This is a genomic window from Microvirga lenta (assembly GCF_020532555.1).
Classification (GTDB): domain Bacteria; phylum Pseudomonadota; class Alphaproteobacteria; order Rhizobiales; family Beijerinckiaceae; genus Microvirga; species Microvirga lenta.
Genome location: NZ_JAJBBR010000002.1, coordinates 181,371 through 195,774 on the forward strand (window position 1 = coordinate 181,371; position 14,404 = coordinate 195,774).

Sequence of the window (14,404 nt, forward strand, 5' to 3'; positions counted from 1 at the left end):
AACATTTATCCGACCTCCCGCAGCGAGGCTGCCTGGGGTGCTGCGCCTGGCGCGGCCCGTGCGGGAGCCGGAGCCGGCGTCGTGTTACGTTTCATGACGGCCTGCAGGACCTCGTCCCGCGGACCGATGGCCTTGATCCGTCCCTCTTCCATGATGGCGACCACGTCCACGTTGCCGAGGGCGGCCGGACGGTGGGTGATCACGACCACGATGCCGCCGCGCTTGCGGACCGACAGGATGGCTTCGTTGAGGGCCTCGTCGCCGGCCCCGTCGAGGCTGGCATTCGGCTCGTCGAGCACCACGAGGAAGGGATCGCCGTAGAGGGCGCGGGCGAGGGCCACGCGCTGCCGCTGGCCGCCCGACAGGGAGGTGCCGCTCTCGCCGATCCGGGTGTTGTAGCCCTCCGGCAGGCCGAGGATCAGATCGTGCGCGCCGGCCGTCTTGGCCGCCGCGATGATGGCCTCCGGCTTCGCGTCGGGCTGGAAGCGGGCGATGTTCTCGGCCACCGTGCCGTCGAACAGCTCCACGTCCTGCGGGAGATAGCCGATGTGGCGGCCGAGCTGGTCCGATTCCCACTGCTCGATGGCCGCGCCGTCGAGGCGGATGTCGCCGCGCAGGGCCGACCACACGCCCACGAGGGCGCGGGCCAGGGTGGACTTGCCCGAGGCGCTGGGCCCGATCAGGCCGAGGCCCTGGCCGGCGCGAAGCTGGAACGAGGCTCCGGCCACGATGGGCGTGTTGCTGCCCGGGGCGCCCACATAGATGTCCTCTGCCACGAGCTCGCCCTTCGGGGCCGGCAGCGGCATGCGGTCTTCCTGGGCGGGAATGATCGACAGGATGTGCTCGAGGCGACGGTAGCCCTGGCGTGCGGCGGTGAAGCCCTTCCAGTGCGCGACGGCGATTTCGATGGGCGCCAGGGCGCGGGACATCATGATCGAGGCCGCGATCATCGAGCCGCCCGAGACCTCGCCCTGGATCACCAGATAGGCGGCGAGGCCCAGGATGCCGGACTGCAGGATCATGCGGAAGACCTTGGCGAAGGCGCTGATGCCCGAGGTCGATTCGCTGGCGCGCAGGCCGTCATCCACGTGCTTGGTGTGAACCTCCTCGTAGCGGCGGCCCAGGAACTCGACCATACCGAGCGCGCGGACGACCTCGGCGTTGCGCCGGCTGGTCTCCGCCATGGCGTGCCGTTCGGCGGCGCTCTTGGTGAGCTCGTAGGACGGACCCTTGCTCTTCGAGTCCGTGTAGAGGGTCAGGGCGATGATGACGATGCCGCCGATGACCGACATCCAGCCGAGCCAGGGATGAATGATGAAGCAGCCGATGAAGAAGATCGGCATGAAGGGCATGTCGAACAGAGCCGTGGGGCCGAGGCTCGACAGGAATCCGCGGATCTGGTCGAGGTCGCGGATCGGCTGTAGGCTCTCGGCCTGGCGGGCGCCCTTGAGGGGCATCGCCGCCACGAGGTCGAAGATCCGGCGGGAGAGCAGCTCGTCGAAACGGGCGCCGATGCGCGCCAGCATCTTGCCGCGGATGGCGTCGAGGCCGCCCTGGAGGAAGTAGGCCGCGAGAACGATCAGCGAGAGGCCGACGAGGGTCGAGATGCTTCGGCTCGACAGCACGCGGTCGTAGAGCTGCAGCATGTAGATGGAGCCGGTCAGGGCCAGAATGTTGACCACCGCCGAGAAAACGGCGACGCCGATGAAAGCTGGACTGCTGGCCTTCAGAGCGTCGAAGACTTCCGAGCTGTCGTCCCTGGATTTTCTCGATGCCTGCTTCATGTCTTCTTCCATTGTCGGGCCGGACAACAGCCCGCATGTTATTATTACCGATATCCCGCGCAGAACTCAAAGTGCTGCACAAGACTTTCCGCCCGGAGGCGGCTGCGATTTCGGGGTGTTTTACTATGACAGCAGACAACCTTCACTGCGGAGCAGTTTCCGGTTTCTTCACGCACTCTCATAGAGATCAGGTGCCCCCAAGCAGGCGCATTCCGTAACGCCACGCCTTTTGTAACCCTATTCAATGTAATTATGTCAACCAAAAGGCACTGCAAGCGGTTAACTTTCTTTTTTTACTCTTCATTTAGAGGGGGAACATAGAGAGAACACAAGGTATCAACGTAACTCTTTGGTAAATTTTCATAGTTAAACAAGGGTGATCTACCGATGAGGTGACACCATGGACTTGCGAAATCATTCTCAGGATTTGTCCGTTGCTCGCAAGCAGGCTTCCGGAGAAGCGTCTCCCCCAAAAGAGGTAGCCGGCCCCGTCCGGATCGATCCGAAGGCCAGCGCGGCCCTGGCAGCCGCCATCGCCAGCGCCAAGCAGCCGGCGAAACCGGCGCAAAATGGCGAATCTGCCAAGCTTGCCTCCGTTCCTTCTCCTGCCCGGCGGCGCGGTTTCGTTTCGGCGCGCCTGCCCCAGGCCGCTGCCGCCCTCGCGCTGATCGGCGCGTGCTGGTTCGCCTCCTATGCCGGCACTCAGGCTCATGGTGATTCGCTCCACCGGGCCGGGCTCGAGGCATCCCGCAGCCAGGACGCTCTCGGGGAAGCCCTCGCCAAGCTGAGCACCGATCTCGAAGCGGTGCGAACGGAACTCGCAGCCCTCAAGGACAATTCGGCCGGCGCTGCGCAGCCGGAACCGGCCGGCCAGACAGATCTGGCGGAAAGGCTCGATGCCCTCGCCGCGGCGCTGCGCAATCCCGACGTGCGGTCCTCGGCCCTGGAGGCCAGGCTCGAGCGGATGGAAGGCCAGATCATGGCTGCCCTCACGGCTATGGCCGCCAAGCCTGCCGCGCCTGCCGCAGCGGCGCCGGCCGTGACCGATGCGGCCGTCCACGCGCCGGAAGCGGCTCCCGCCCCCGTGGTGAAGTCGGTCCGGAATGAGCCGGTCAGCGGATGGGTCCTGCGGGAGGTCTACAACGGCGCGGCCCTCGTCGAGGGCCGGAACCGCCGCCTCTACGAGGTCGTCCCCGGCGGCATCGTTCCCGGCGTCGGCCGGGTCGAGGCCATCGAACGGCGCGGCCGGGACTGGGTGGTCCTGACCGACCGGGGCATCATCGGCAGCAGCTATCGATAGGACCGGGAGCCCAGGGCCTATCTGGGAATGATCCCCCGCAGGCCGTAGACGAGCACCGTGAAGGCGGCGAGGCTCACGAGATAGATGAGCGCGAACCAGAGGAGGCGCCTGCCGCGCCCCTCCGGCGGGCGTGTCGGTCCGGCCTTCATCAATGATACCCGTAGCCGCCGCCCTGGATCTCCTCCGCCACCTTGCCGCGGAACACGTAATAGGCATAGGCCGTATAGGCGAAGGTCATCGGCATGGCGATGCCGAAGCCGATGAGGGCGAAGAGCTGGGAGTTGACCGTGTTGGCCGTGTGCCAGACGGTCAGGTTCGGCGGCACGTTGTAGGGGAACAGGCTGACCCCGAGGCCGAGATAGCCGAGCAGGAACAGGCCGATTGCCAGGAAGAACGGCCGGTAATGGCGGCCCTCCTCCAGATCGCGGAAGAGCCGATAGGCCGTGTAGGCGGTGATCAGCGGGATCGGCGCCAGGAAGGCGATGTTGGGCCAGGAGAACCAGCGCGCCTCGATCTGCCTTTCGAGGAACGGCACCCAGGCCGAGACCAGCGCCATGGCGAGGATCGTCCCGACGAGGAACCGGATGGCCATGCGCCGGGCCCAGATCTCGAGCTCCCCGGTGGTCTTCATCACGCACCAGGTCGCCCCGAGGAGGCCGTAGCCGAAGATCAGGCTGATGCCCGTGAGCATGCTGAAGGGCGTCAGGAAATCCCACGTGCCGCCGGTGAACTGGCGCCCGTCATTGGCGAAGCCCTGCACGAAGGCGCCGAGCACCACGCCCTGGGAGAAGGTGGCGACGAGAGAACCGAAGAAGAAGGCATTGTCCCACAGGAACTTCGACCTCTCGGCCTTGAAGCGGAACTCGAACGCCACGCCGCGGAAGATGAGGGCGATCAGCATCATGATGATGGGCACGTAGAGCGCCGGCATCAGAACCGCATAGGCGATGTGGAACACCGCGAAGAGGCCGCCGCCGCCGAGGATGAGCCAGGTCTCGTTCCCGTCCCAGATCGGCGCGACGGAGAACATCATGCGGTCGCGCCAGTTCTCGTTGTGCGCGCTCTTGAACAGGATCCCGACGCCGAGATCGAACCCGTCGACGATCACGTACATGGCGACCGCCACCGCGATGAGACCCGCCCAGACCAGCGGCAGCCAGAAGGCGAGCCCCTCGTATTCCGTTCCGAAACCGAACATGACGCTGCCTCCTATTCGGCCGGCTGGGGTTTGTGGCCGGGACGCCCCTCCAGTCCCTCGTCGGGAACGGAGAAGGGCCGCTTGGGCTTCTTGCCCAGATCGTCGCCCCGGATGTCCTCGACCGGGTCGGGGCCGCGGCGAAGGAGCTTGGCGAGATAGTAGGATCCGAAGCCGAACACGAAGGCATAGACGACCACGAAGGTGGCGAGGGAGGCTGTGACGGCCCCCGCCGACACGGGCGAGACCGCATCGGCCGTCCGCAGAAGGCCGTAGACCACGTAGGGCTGGCGGCCGATCTCGGCGGTGAACCAGCCGAAGAGCACGGCGCCGAAGCCCGACGGCGTCATGATCATCGTCGCGGTAAGGAAAGTTCTGTTGGTGAACAGCGTGCCCTTCCAGCGCAGATAGACGCTCCACAGCCCGATCCCGAGCATCGCGAAACCGATGGCGACCATGATGCGGAAGGAGAAGAAGACGGGCCAGACCGGCGGGCGCTCGTCGCGCGGCACGTCCTTCAGGCCCGGCACGACGCCGTCATAAGCGTGCGTGAGGATCCAGCTTCCGATCTTCGGGATCGCAATCTCGTAATGGTTGGTCTCGGCCTCCTCGTCGGGGATGGCGAAGAGGCGAAGCGGCATGTTGGCCTGCGTCTCCCAGTTGCCCTCGATGGCGGCGAGCTTGGTGGGCTGGTACTCCAGCACTCCGAGGCCGTGAAGGTCGCCGATCACGATCTGGATCGGCACGAAGATGGTGGCGAACCAGAGCGCCATGGACATGGAGCGCCGCGAGCCTGCGAGCTTCGCCTCGGGCGCATCGTGCGGATGGCGCAGCAGCATCCAGGCGGACATGCCCGCCACCGCGAAGGCGGTGGTGAGATAGCAGCCCATCACCATATGCGCGTAGCGATAGGGGAAGGACGGATTGAAGATGATGCTGAACCAGTCCACCGGCACGGCCTTGCCGTTCTCGATCGCATAGCCGGCAGGCGTCTGCATCCAGGAATTGGCCGAGAGAATCCAGAAGGCGGACAACAGGGTGCCGAGCGCCACCATGCAGGTGGCGAAGAAGTGGAGCCTGTCGCCCACGCGCTCCCAGCCGAAGAGCATGATGCCGAGGAAGGCCGCTTCGAGGAAGAAGGCGGTGAACACCTCGTAGGCGATCAAGGGACCGAGCACGTTGCCGGTGAATTCGGAATAGCGCGACCAGTTCGTCCCGAACTGGTAGCTCATCACGATTCCCGACACCACACCGAGACCGAACGAGACCGCGAAGACCTTCACCCAGAAGCGGAAGAGGTTGCGGTAGAGCGGGTTGCCCGTGCGCAGCCAGTTGAATTCCAGCGCCGCTAGCCAGCTGGCGAGGCCGATGGTAAAGGCCGGAAAGATGATGTGGAAGGCAACCGTGAACGCGAACTGGATGCGCGAAAGCATCAGAGCGTCGAATTCCATTTCCGCTTCCCCTTGGTGTCCCTCCTGCTTTTAGGGCGCGCGCAGGCCGTGACCAGAGGCGCACGCGCTTGGCAGGGCTGCGGCACAGGAATAGATTCAACCTAAATCGGACGCCATCCGGTGCTCAGGCGGGACAGCGCCTCCAGTTCGACCGCGTCGTGGCTGCAGAACGTTCTCACGCCGCTGCGCCGGTCGTTGGCGAGAGCACGCAGGCGCTCCTGGTTGCGAAGACGCGCCGGCCGGTCCACCTCCATCATCCGCTGATACGCGGCGAGGCCCGGCGTGCAGCGGGGCTCCGGATCCATCTCGTGGCGATAGAAATAGGCATCGCCCGCATTGAGCAGCCAGCCCTCGGGCGTGCGGATGGCGACGCCCGCATGGCCTGTCGTGTGACCCGGGAGGGGAATCATCAGGATCTCGGGCGGCAGGCCGTCGAGGTCGCGCACCGCCTCGAACCCGAACCAGCGCTCGCCGCCGCGCTCATAGAAGCGCCAGTTGCGCACCTCGTCCCATTGCTCGGGACGATAGCGGCGGCGGTTGATGAAGCCGCGTCGCATTTCGGCCGCCTCCATCTCGGCCTGCAGCACATGGACGCGGGCCTCCGGAAAGTCCTCCAGCCCGCCGGCATGGTCGAAGTCGAGATGGGTCAGGACGATGTGGCGCACGTCGCGGGGCGAGAACCCGCGGCTGCGCACCTGTTCCAGCGCCGTGTAGCGGTGCTCGAACTGGATGCGGTTGAAGTGAATGAAGAACGGGCTCAGCCGCTCGTAGGGCCGCTCCACGTCCCGCGTGCCGAAGCCCGTATCCACCAGCACGAGGCCGCCATCCGTCTCGACCAGGAGGCAGTGGCAGACGAGCTGTCCCGCGAACCCACGGCTGACGCCGTCCATGAGCCGTCCGCCGACCGGACACATGCAGCCGCAATTGAGGTGGTGGACGCGCATTTTTCGAGCCTCGCCGGATGGGGATATGACCAAGCCGTAACGCGAGGAGCGAGGAAAATGTTCGAGGCCGTCAGGCCCGCATCTCCTGCTGGCCCTGGGCCGAATGCGCCTTGCGCTTCCGGGACGCCTTGCGCTTGGTGGTTTCGATCTCCTGCGACAGGCGGGCCTGCAGCAGGGACAGGACGGCCGCCTCCTCGGGCCTGAGGCCGTCGAGATTGTCCCGCAGCTCGGCCTCGACCTCCTCCTTCAGCTCCAGCAGCAGCGATCCTTCGAGATAGCAGCTGAACACTTCCGGATGCACGTAGCACTTGCGGCAGATGGTGGGCGTGTTGCCGAGGCGCGTCGAGACCTGCTCGATCGCCTGCCGGATGTTCTTCTTGGCCTTGGCCTCGCTGTCGAATTCCTCGAATTCGGCGAGCGCCAGCGCGGCGAGAACCGTGCCGGCCCAGGTGCGGAAATCCTTGGCGGTGATGTCCCGCCCCGTCACCTCCTTGAGATAGGCGTTCACGTCGGCGGAGGTCACGGATTGCTGCTCGCCCTCCTCGTCCAGGTATTGGAAGAGATCCTGACCCGGCAGGTCCTGGCAGGCCTTCACGATCTTGGCGATGCGCCGGTCCTTCACGGAGAGCCGCCAGCTCTTGCCGCTCTTGCCCTTGAACTGAAAGCGCAGTTCCGTGCCGTCCACCTTCACGTGCGGGTCGCGCAGGGTGGTGAGCCCGTAGCTCTTGTTCTGCTTGGCATAGTCGGAATTGCCCACGCGGATGAGCGTGTTCTCGAGAAGGTGGACCACGGTGGCCAGCACCTTCTCGCGCGGCAGACCGCGCTGGCTCATGTGCTCGTCGATGGTCTTGCGGATCGCAGGCAGGGCATGCGCGAACTCGATCATGTGCTCGAACTTCGTGCTCTCCCGGATCTCGCGGAAGGCCGGATGGTAGCGGTACTGCTTGCGGCCCTTGGCGTCGCGGCCGGTCGCCTGGATGTGCCCGTTGGGCTTGGGGCAGATCCAGACATCCGTGTAGGCAGGCGGGATCGCGAGGGAGCGGATGCGCGCCAGCGTGTCCTTGTCGTCGATCTTCCTTCCATCCGGCCCCTGGTAGGTGAAGCCCTTGCCGGACTTCCTGCGCCGGATGCCGGGCTCCTCGTCGGACACGTAGAGAAGCCCTGCCGTCTCCGCCGCATCGCGCGGGTCGACGACGTTTTCGGACGAGGTGTTCGGATCCAGCAACATGACGCGCCTTGGGTTCGGCAGGGGAAGGGTCAACCGGACCGCGCCATCCCCGGTTCCCTCTGCGTTGCCGCAGCCCTGGCGCCCTGCCGGTCGTTGCGGATCTTCAGGACGAGGATCGTGGCGCTCATGCCGAGGCTCAGGAGGTTGAAGACGATGAGCGGCAGGCTTCCGAGCAGGAATCCGTAGATCGTCCACAGGACGAAGGCCGTGACGGTCACGATGTACATGCGCTTGGAGATCGCCGCCGTGTCCCGCTCCCGCCACGCCTTGAGAACCTGGGGCGCGAAGCTCGACGTCGACAGGAGACCCGCTGTCGTGCCCAGGATCGTCGGCAACCATTCGTTCATGCGCGTCTCCGTTCTCGCGGCTCACGGCAACGGACCATGGAGCGGGAGGGTTCCGGCGCATCGAGCGTCAAACCGTCTCCCCTTCCGGGCAAAATGCTCTAGAAGAACCGGGACCCTCATTCTGGATTGCCCGTGCCCTCTTCGCTTCCTCCCGATGTTCAAGGCCGCAAGCTCGTCTTCGTCGTCACCGAAGACTGGTTCTTCGCCTCGCATTTCCTGCCCATGGCCCGTGCGGCGCGGGAACTCGGCCTCGCGGTCACCGTGGTCACCCGCGTGCGCGCCCACCGGGAAGCCATCGAGGCGACGGGCGCGAAGGTGGTTCCCCTGCAGGCGGAGCGCCGGAGCCTCAACCCCATGACGGCGGGCTATGCCGCCGGCCAGCTCGCCTCGATCCTCAAGGCCGAGAAGGCGGACCTCGTCCATTGCATCGCGCTGCGGGGCATCCTGACCGGCGGCTTCGCGGCCGGCATGGCCGGGGTGGGGCGCCGGGTCTACGCCCTGACCGGCCTCGGCTTCATCGGCGCGCGCACGGACACCGTCGGCCGTCTCGCCCAGCGCGCCATCCGCCTGCTGGTGCGCGGCCTGGAGACGCGGGGGACCCGCTATCTGTTCGAGAACACGGACGATCCCAGGCTGATCGGCCTCGACCCGGCGGGGCCGAACGTCACCATCGTGGGCGGAGCCGGCATCGATCCGGAAGCCTTGAAGCCCGCTCCCCTGCCCCCGCAGCCGCCCCTCAGGGTCGCCGTCGTCGCCCGGATGCTCTGGTCTAAAGGCGTCGATCTCGCGGTCGAGGCGGTGCGGCAGGCCCGGGCGCGGGGCGCAGCCGTCGAGCTGTCCCTCTACGGCGCCCCCGATCCCTCCAATCCCAAGGCCATTCCGGAAAAGACCCTGAAGGAATGGGCGGCCGAGCCCGGAATCTCCTGGCACGGGGCGACCCGGGACGTGGCCGCCGTCTGGCGCGGCCACCACGTGGCCTGCCTGCCCTCGCGCGGCGGCGAGGGCCTGCCGCGCACCCTCCTGGAGGCCGCCTCCTGCGGCCGCGCCATCCTGACCACCGACGTGCCGGGCTGCCGTACCCTCGTCCGCCACGGGGTGGAGGGAATGCTCGTTCCCGCCGGGAATGCGGCCGATCTGGCCGATGCCCTGACCGACCTCGCCGGCGATCCCGAACGGGTGGCCCGCCTGGGCGAAGCCGCCCGCGCCCGCGTGCTCGACGGCTTTACGGAGCGGGACGTGATGGAGGCCGTCAAACGGCTCTACGTGTCGGCCCTGACCTCATGATCGCGGATCCGGTCGCCTTCATCCGTGCCGAAACCCGCCTGCGGCCCGTGCCGCACGCGCCGGAACTCGTCCTGCACGTGGCCGACGAGGCCACCGAGCTCTGGCAGAAAACGGAGGAGGAGCTCGGACGGATCGGCCTGCCGCCGCCCTTCTGGGCCTTCGCCTGGGCGGGCGGACAGGCGCTCGCCCGCTACATCCTCGACAATCCGGAAACCGTGCGGGGACGGCGGGTGCTGGACTTCGCGTCCGGATCGGGCCTGGTGGCCATCGCGGCCATGAAGGCGGGCGCGGCCCAGGTGACGGCCTGCGACATCGACCCCTTCGCCATCGCGGCCATGGGGCTCAATGCAGAGGCCAACGGGGTCGGGATCGAGCCCGTCCAGGCCGATCTCGTGGGGCAGGACCAGGGCTGGGACACGGTGCTCGCCGGCGACATCTGCTACGAGCGGGACCTGGCGCAGCGGGTGACCGACTGGCTCTTCGCCCTGAACGGGCGCGGCGCGACGGTTCTCATCGGCGATCCGGGCCGCAGCTATCTGCCCCTGGAGCGCCTGCAGAGGCTTGCCCTCTACGAGGTGCCCGTGACCCGGACCCTCGAGGATTCCGAGATCAAGAAGTCGAGCGTCTGGCGCTTCAGAACGCCCGGCGAAGCGTGATTCTTTGGGGCTCCGGCCGGTGAAAAGATATTTTATTCGCCCCCACCCCCTATGAAAACGTAGTGATATAACCTATATAAATACGGTGCATTCTTCAGGGTTATTCGAATTCTGCCCCCAACCGTCCATGATGAGTGATCACCATGCCCCATACTGTATCATATAAGAACTACGAGCATCATACCGGCACCCGGGCTCAGGCCATGGCGCCGTCCAAGGAAACGGCGCAGGCCCTTGCCCGGGCGGAAACGATCTGCCGGGCCCATGGCGTCCGCCTGACGACGATCCGCCGGACCGTCCTGGAGGCGCTCTACTCCAGCCAGAAGCCGCTGGGCGCCTATGAACTGGCGGACCTCCTGGCCTCGAACGCCCGGCGCATGGCGCCGATCACGGTCTATCGCGCCCTGGACTTCCTGATCGAACAGGGACTGGCGCACCGTCTGGCGAGCCGGAACGCCTATATCAGCACCCTCCACGACGACGGCAGCCAGGAGGCGACGGCGTATCTGATCTGCGACGGCTGCGGCACGGTCGAGCCGGCTTCCTCGGCCGCCTTCGCGGGCGCCCTCTCCGATCTCCTGTCCCGGGCCGATTTCGAGCCGCGGGCGAAGGTCCTGGAGGTCGCCGGCCATTGCAGCCGCTGCCAGGGCCATGGCCACGGGCGCCACTGAGCGATCCGTCGGCGGGCCAAGAGGCCGCGCTTGACGAACGAGGGTTTTGGCATCAGCTAATCCACGGCAGCGGGCCGCTGCAGCCGTGGATCAGCATATGACTTCCAGCACCCTGTCTCCCGAGATCCGGACCTCCGCCGAGGTCCTGGCGGGCCCCGCCCCGCGCCATCGCACGGTCGGCGTGCGGGTCGGCTCCGTCACGGTCGGCGGAGGCGCTCCGGTGGTCGTCCAGTCCATGACCAACACCGACACGGCGGACGTGGACGCGACCGTCGCCCAGGTGGCGGCGCTCGCCCGCACCGGCTCGGAGATCGTCCGCATCACCGTGGACCGCGACGAGGCCGCGGCGGCCGTGCCGAGGATCCGGGAGCGGCTCGACCGGCTCGGCGTCACCGTTCCGCTCGTCGGCGACTTCCACTACATCGGCCATCAGCTCCTTGCCGACCATCCGGCCTGCGCCGAAGCCCTCGACAAGTACCGGATCAACCCGGGCAATGTGGGCTTCAAGGAGAAGAAGGACCGGCAGTTCGGCGCGATCGTCGAGCAGGCGATCAAGCACGGCAAGGCCGTGCGCATCGGCGCCAACTGGGGCTCCCTCGACCAGGAGCTCCTGACCCACCTGATGAACGAGAACGCGGCCTCGGCCAACCCGCGCGACATGCGCTGGGTCACCCGCGAGGCCATGATCCAGTCCGCCCTCCTCTCGGCGGCCCGCGCCGAGGAGATCGGCCTCGGGCGCGACCGGATCATCCTGTCGGCCAAGGTCTCGGCCGTTCAGGACCTGATCGCCGTGTACCAGGAACTGGCCCGCCGCTCCGATTATGCCATTCATCTGGGCCTGACCGAGGCCGGCATGGGCTCGAAGGGCATCGTCGCCTCCTCGGCCGCCATCGGCATCCTGCTCCAGCAGGGCATCGGCGACACGATCCGCTTCTCCCTGACGCCGGAACCCGGCGGCGACCGGACCCTCGAGGTCAAGGCGGCCCAGGAACTGCTCCAGACCATGGGCTTTCGCACCTTCGTGCCGCTGGTGGCCGCCTGCCCGGGCTGCGGACGCACCACCTCGTCGGTGTTCCAGGAGCTGGCGCAGGACATCCAGTCGTGGATTTCCACGTCGATGCCGGAATGGCGCCGGCAATATCCGGGCGTGGAGAACCTGAACGTGGCGGTCATGGGCTGCATCGTGAACGGCCCCGGCGAGTCCAAGCACGCCAATATCGGCATCTCTCTGCCGGGGACAGGCGAGCAGCCGGCCGCCCCGGTCTTCATCGACGGCCGGAAGGCCCTGACCCTGCGTGGCCCGACGCTGGCCCAGGACTTCCAGAAACTGGTGCTCGACTATATCGAGAAAAACTACGGCCAGGCGGGGCGGGACGCTGCGGAATAGCTGGCAAAGCCTTTATTCCCAAAGGGACTCCGTCTCGAATTCCGTTTTACGGCCGGGCGCAATGTGCTAAAGAGCCGCCGCGCCGGCACGGACGGCCGCCGCGTCCAGCGAGGAAGGGCTCCCTTCGTCGTTTCGTAACGCAGTTGAACAAGGGCCGTCTGCGGATCCATCCGCAAAGTAGATCATATGGCAGATCAACACGCTGTCGCCCCCGGGCACGCCGATTCCGTCGCGCCGGAGGCCACTCTCCCCGAAAACCATGCTCATGCAGGCTTCTGGACGCTTGTGCTCGGAGCCATCGGCGTGGTCTTCGGGGACATCGGCACGAGCCCGCTCTACGCCTTCAAGGAATCGGTCGCCGCCGCCGCCGCCGGCGGGCCCGTGACGCGCGACATCATCCTGGGCGTCCTGTCCCTGATCCTGTGGTCCCTCGTCCTGGTGGTGACCGCGAAATACGTGTTCATCCTCCTGCGCGCCGACAACCGCGGCGAGGGCGGAACGCTCACCCTGGTGGCCCTGGCCCAGCGGGCCACCCGGCAGAGGCGCGGCATCGTCCTGATGCTCGGCATCGTCGGCGCCGGGCTCTTCTACGGCGACGCGGTTCTCACGCCCGCCATCTCGGTCCTCTCGGCGGTCGAAGGGCTGAAGCTCGTCGCCCCGACCCTGGAATCCTACGTGGTGCCCGTCACCCTGGCGATCCTGACCGCGCTCTTCCTCGTCCAGAGCCGGGGAACGGGGCGGGTCGCGGCCTTCTTCGGGCCGATCATGCTGGTCTGGTTCGCCGCCCTGGCCCTGGCCGGGGGCCTGCACATCGCGGACGATCCGACGGTGCTGACGGCGATCAATCCGCTGCACGGCATCCAGTTCTTCTACTATCATCCCAGCGTTTCGCTGGCGGTGCTCGGAGCCGTCTGTCTGGCGGTGACCGGCGCCGAAGCCCTTTATGCGGATCTCGGCCATTTCGGCGCCAAGCCGATTCGCAGCGCCTGGCTCTACATCGTCTTCCCGGCCCTCGTGATCAATTATTTCGGCCAGGGCGCCATGGTCCTGTCCCATCCCGAGACGGCCGAATCGCCCCTGTTCCGCCTCGTGCCGGACTGGGCCCTCGTTCCGATGATCATCCTGGCGACGCTCGCCACCATCATCGCCAGCCAGGCCGTCATCACCGGCGCCTTCTCCCTGACGCGGCAGGCCGTGCAGCTCGGCCTTCTGCCCCGGCTCGAGATCCGCTTCACCTCGGAGACGCACCAGGGCCAGATCTACCTGCCCAAGGTGAACACGTTCCTGCTGTTCGGCGTGATCGTCCTCGTCCTGATCTTCGGTTCGTCGAGCAACCTGTCCCATGCCTACGGCGTGTCCGTCTTCGGCGCCATGTCGGTGGACGCGATCCTGGCAATCATCGTGATCTGGAAGGGCTGGCGCTGGACGCTCGGCCTGACGCTCGTGGTGATGCTGCCCTTCCTGTTCATCGATCTGGCCTTCTTCGGCGCCAACCTGCTGAAGGTCTTCACGGGCGGCTACGTGCCGATCATCCTCGCCTCCGTCCTCATCACGGTGATGTGGACTTGGGTGAAGGGCACCGGAATCCTGTTCGAGAAGACCCGCAAGATCGACGTGCCCTTCCTCGAACTGGTGAAGATGCTGGAGAAGAGCCCGCCGCACCGGGTGAAGGGCACCGCCGTCTTCCTGACGAGCGATCCCGATACGGCCCCGGCGGCCCTGCTGCACAACCTCAAGCACAACAAGGTGCTGCACGAGAAGAACGTCATCCTGACCGTGAAGAGCGAGGACGTGCCCCGGGTAGAGGACGAGGACCGCGTGAGCATCGAGGACGTGGGCGACTCGTTCTGGCGCATCCAGTTGAACTACGGCTACATGGAGACGCCCAACATCCCGCGCGGCCTCGCCATCCTGCGCAAGCAGGGCTTCAAGTTCGACATCATGGCGACGTCGTTCTTCCTCTCGCGCCGCTCGATCCGCCCCGCCACCCATTCGGGCATGCCGCTCTGGCAGGACAAGCTGTTCATCAGCCTGGCCAAATCGGCGAGCGACGCCACGGACTTCTTCCAGATCCCCACCGGGCGCGTGGTCGAGGTCGGAACGCAGGTGACCGTCTAAGGCGTTGTGGTCCGGGCGGTCCGGTGCCACTCTGGCGGC

General features: G+C 66.6%; 13 protein-coding genes. 6 read left to right on the plus strand and 7 right to left on the minus strand.

All coding sequences use genetic code 11. The annotated features are described in order from the left end of the window. Positions 1 to 5: 5 nt before the first annotated feature. A complete protein-coding gene (locus LGR44_RS03850; RefSeq protein WP_226737435.1) occupies positions 6 to 1,784 on the minus strand; it encodes a type I secretion system permease/ATPase in 1,779 nt (592 codons plus the stop codon). A 400-nt stretch (positions 1,785 to 2,184) separates the two neighbouring features. Here LGR44_RS03850 and LGR44_RS03855 point away from each other — a divergent pair, with 400 nt between their 5' ends. Continuing rightward, a complete protein-coding gene (locus LGR44_RS03855) occupies positions 2,185 to 3,084 on the plus strand; it encodes a hypothetical protein (RefSeq protein WP_226737438.1) in 900 nt (299 codons plus the stop codon). Positions 3,085 to 3,101: 17 nt separating this feature from the next. Here LGR44_RS03855 and LGR44_RS21725 read toward each other — a convergent pair whose 3' ends face one another. The 6 genes from LGR44_RS21725 to LGR44_RS03880 form a co-directional block, all read right to left on the minus strand. After that, positions 3,102 to 3,233: a hypothetical protein gene (locus tag LGR44_RS21725; protein ID WP_264196318.1), complete on the minus strand. Its 132-nt coding sequence runs from the start codon at positions 3,231 to 3,233 to the stop codon at positions 3,102 to 3,104. Beyond that, complete coding sequence (gene cydB, locus LGR44_RS03860) at positions 3,233 to 4,282, minus strand: cytochrome d ubiquinol oxidase subunit II (protein WP_226737440.1); 1,050 nt, start codon at positions 4,280 to 4,282, stop codon at positions 3,233 to 3,235. Before cydB ends, LGR44_RS21725 begins: the two co-directional genes overlap by 1 nt. Before the next feature lie 11 nt (positions 4,283 to 4,293). Next, positions 4,294 to 5,730 (minus strand): cytochrome ubiquinol oxidase subunit I, encoded by a 1,437-nt coding sequence (locus LGR44_RS03865; RefSeq protein WP_226737442.1) that lies wholly within the window; start codon positions 5,728 to 5,730, stop codon positions 4,294 to 4,296. 101 nt (positions 5,731 to 5,831) lie between these two features. Continuing rightward, the gene (locus LGR44_RS03870; RefSeq protein WP_226737444.1) at positions 5,832 to 6,674 is read right to left on the minus strand and encodes an MBL fold metallo-hydrolase; all 843 of its coding nucleotides are present in this window, start codon (positions 6,672 to 6,674) and stop codon (positions 5,832 to 5,834) included. A gap of 70 nt (positions 6,675 to 6,744) precedes the next feature. Beyond that, positions 6,745 to 7,902 carry a DNA topoisomerase IB gene (locus tag LGR44_RS03875; protein WP_226737446.1) on the minus strand — a complete coding sequence of 386 codons (1,158 nt, stop codon included), beginning with the start codon at positions 7,900 to 7,902 and terminating at the stop codon, positions 6,745 to 6,747. Positions 7,903 to 7,931: 29 nt separating this feature from the next. Next, positions 7,932 to 8,249 carry a SemiSWEET family sugar transporter gene (locus LGR44_RS03880; protein WP_226737448.1) on the minus strand — a complete coding sequence of 106 codons (318 nt, stop codon included), beginning with the start codon at positions 8,247 to 8,249 and terminating at the stop codon, positions 7,932 to 7,934. Positions 8,250 to 8,381: 132 nt separating this feature from the next. On the opposite strand from LGR44_RS03880, the gene LGR44_RS03885 reads away from it, so the two are divergent. The 5 genes from LGR44_RS03885 (at position 8,382) to LGR44_RS03905 (ending at position 14,365) form a co-directional block, all read left to right on the plus strand. Further along, complete coding sequence (locus LGR44_RS03885; RefSeq protein ID WP_226737450.1) at positions 8,382 to 9,533, plus strand: glycosyltransferase family 4 protein; 1,152 nt, start codon at positions 8,382 to 8,384, stop codon at positions 9,531 to 9,533. Beyond that, positions 9,530 to 10,189, plus strand: a complete 660-nt coding sequence (locus LGR44_RS03890) for a class I SAM-dependent methyltransferase (protein ID WP_226737453.1) — start codon at positions 9,530 to 9,532, stop codon at positions 10,187 to 10,189. The genes LGR44_RS03885 and LGR44_RS03890 overlap by 4 nt, the downstream gene beginning before the upstream one ends. 143 nt (positions 10,190 to 10,332) lie before the next feature. Then, entirely contained in the window at positions 10,333 to 10,860 is a 528-nt protein-coding gene (locus LGR44_RS03895) for a Fur family transcriptional regulator (RefSeq protein WP_226737455.1), read from the plus strand. A 97-nt stretch (positions 10,861 to 10,957) separates the two neighbouring features. Beyond that, positions 10,958 to 12,247: a flavodoxin-dependent (E)-4-hydroxy-3-methylbut-2-enyl-diphosphate synthase gene (gene ispG / locus LGR44_RS03900; RefSeq protein ID WP_226737457.1), complete on the plus strand. Its 1,290-nt coding sequence runs from the start codon at positions 10,958 to 10,960 to the stop codon at positions 12,245 to 12,247. Positions 12,248 to 12,433: 186 nt separating this feature from the next. Next, positions 12,434 to 14,365 carry a potassium transporter Kup gene (locus LGR44_RS03905; protein WP_226737459.1) on the plus strand — a complete coding sequence of 644 codons (1,932 nt, stop codon included), beginning with the start codon at positions 12,434 to 12,436 and terminating at the stop codon, positions 14,363 to 14,365. Positions 14,366 to 14,404: the final 39 nt, after the last annotated feature.

What these genes read in the sequence shown, in the direction of transcription:
- LGR44_RS03850 (WP_226737435.1), bottom strand. Translation starts at nt 1,784, where the DNA reads ATGAAGCAGGCATCGAGAAAATCCAGGGACGACAGCTCGGAAGTCTTC.
- LGR44_RS03855 (WP_226737438.1), top strand. Translation starts at nt 2,185, where the DNA reads ATGGACTTGCGAAATCATTCTCAGGATTTGTCCGTTGCTCGCAAGCAG.
- LGR44_RS21725 (WP_264196318.1), bottom strand. Translation starts at nt 3,233, where the DNA reads ATGAAGGCCGGACCGACACGCCCGCCGGAGGGGCGCGGCAGGCGCCTC.
- cydB (WP_226737440.1), bottom strand. Translation starts at nt 4,282, where the DNA reads ATGTTCGGTTTCGGAACGGAATACGAGGGGCTCGCCTTCTGGCTGCCG.
- LGR44_RS03865 (WP_226737442.1), bottom strand. Translation starts at nt 5,730, where the DNA reads ATGGAATTCGACGCTCTGATGCTTTCGCGCATCCAGTTCGCGTTCACG.
- LGR44_RS03870 (WP_226737444.1), bottom strand. Translation starts at nt 6,674, where the DNA reads ATGCGCGTCCACCACCTCAATTGCGGCTGCATGTGTCCGGTCGGCGGA.
- LGR44_RS03875 (WP_226737446.1), bottom strand. Translation starts at nt 7,902, where the DNA reads ATGTTGCTGGATCCGAACACCTCGTCCGAAAACGTCGTCGACCCGCGC.
- LGR44_RS03880 (WP_226737448.1), bottom strand. Translation starts at nt 8,249, where the DNA reads ATGAACGAATGGTTGCCGACGATCCTGGGCACGACAGCGGGTCTCCTG.
- LGR44_RS03890 (WP_226737453.1), top strand. Translation starts at nt 9,530, where the DNA reads ATGATCGCGGATCCGGTCGCCTTCATCCGTGCCGAAACCCGCCTGCGG.
- LGR44_RS03895 (WP_226737455.1), top strand. Translation starts at nt 10,333, where the DNA reads ATGCCCCATACTGTATCATATAAGAACTACGAGCATCATACCGGCACC.
- ispG (WP_226737457.1), top strand. Translation starts at nt 10,958, where the DNA reads ATGACTTCCAGCACCCTGTCTCCCGAGATCCGGACCTCCGCCGAGGTC.
- LGR44_RS03905 (WP_226737459.1), top strand. Translation starts at nt 12,434, where the DNA reads ATGGCAGATCAACACGCTGTCGCCCCCGGGCACGCCGATTCCGTCGCG.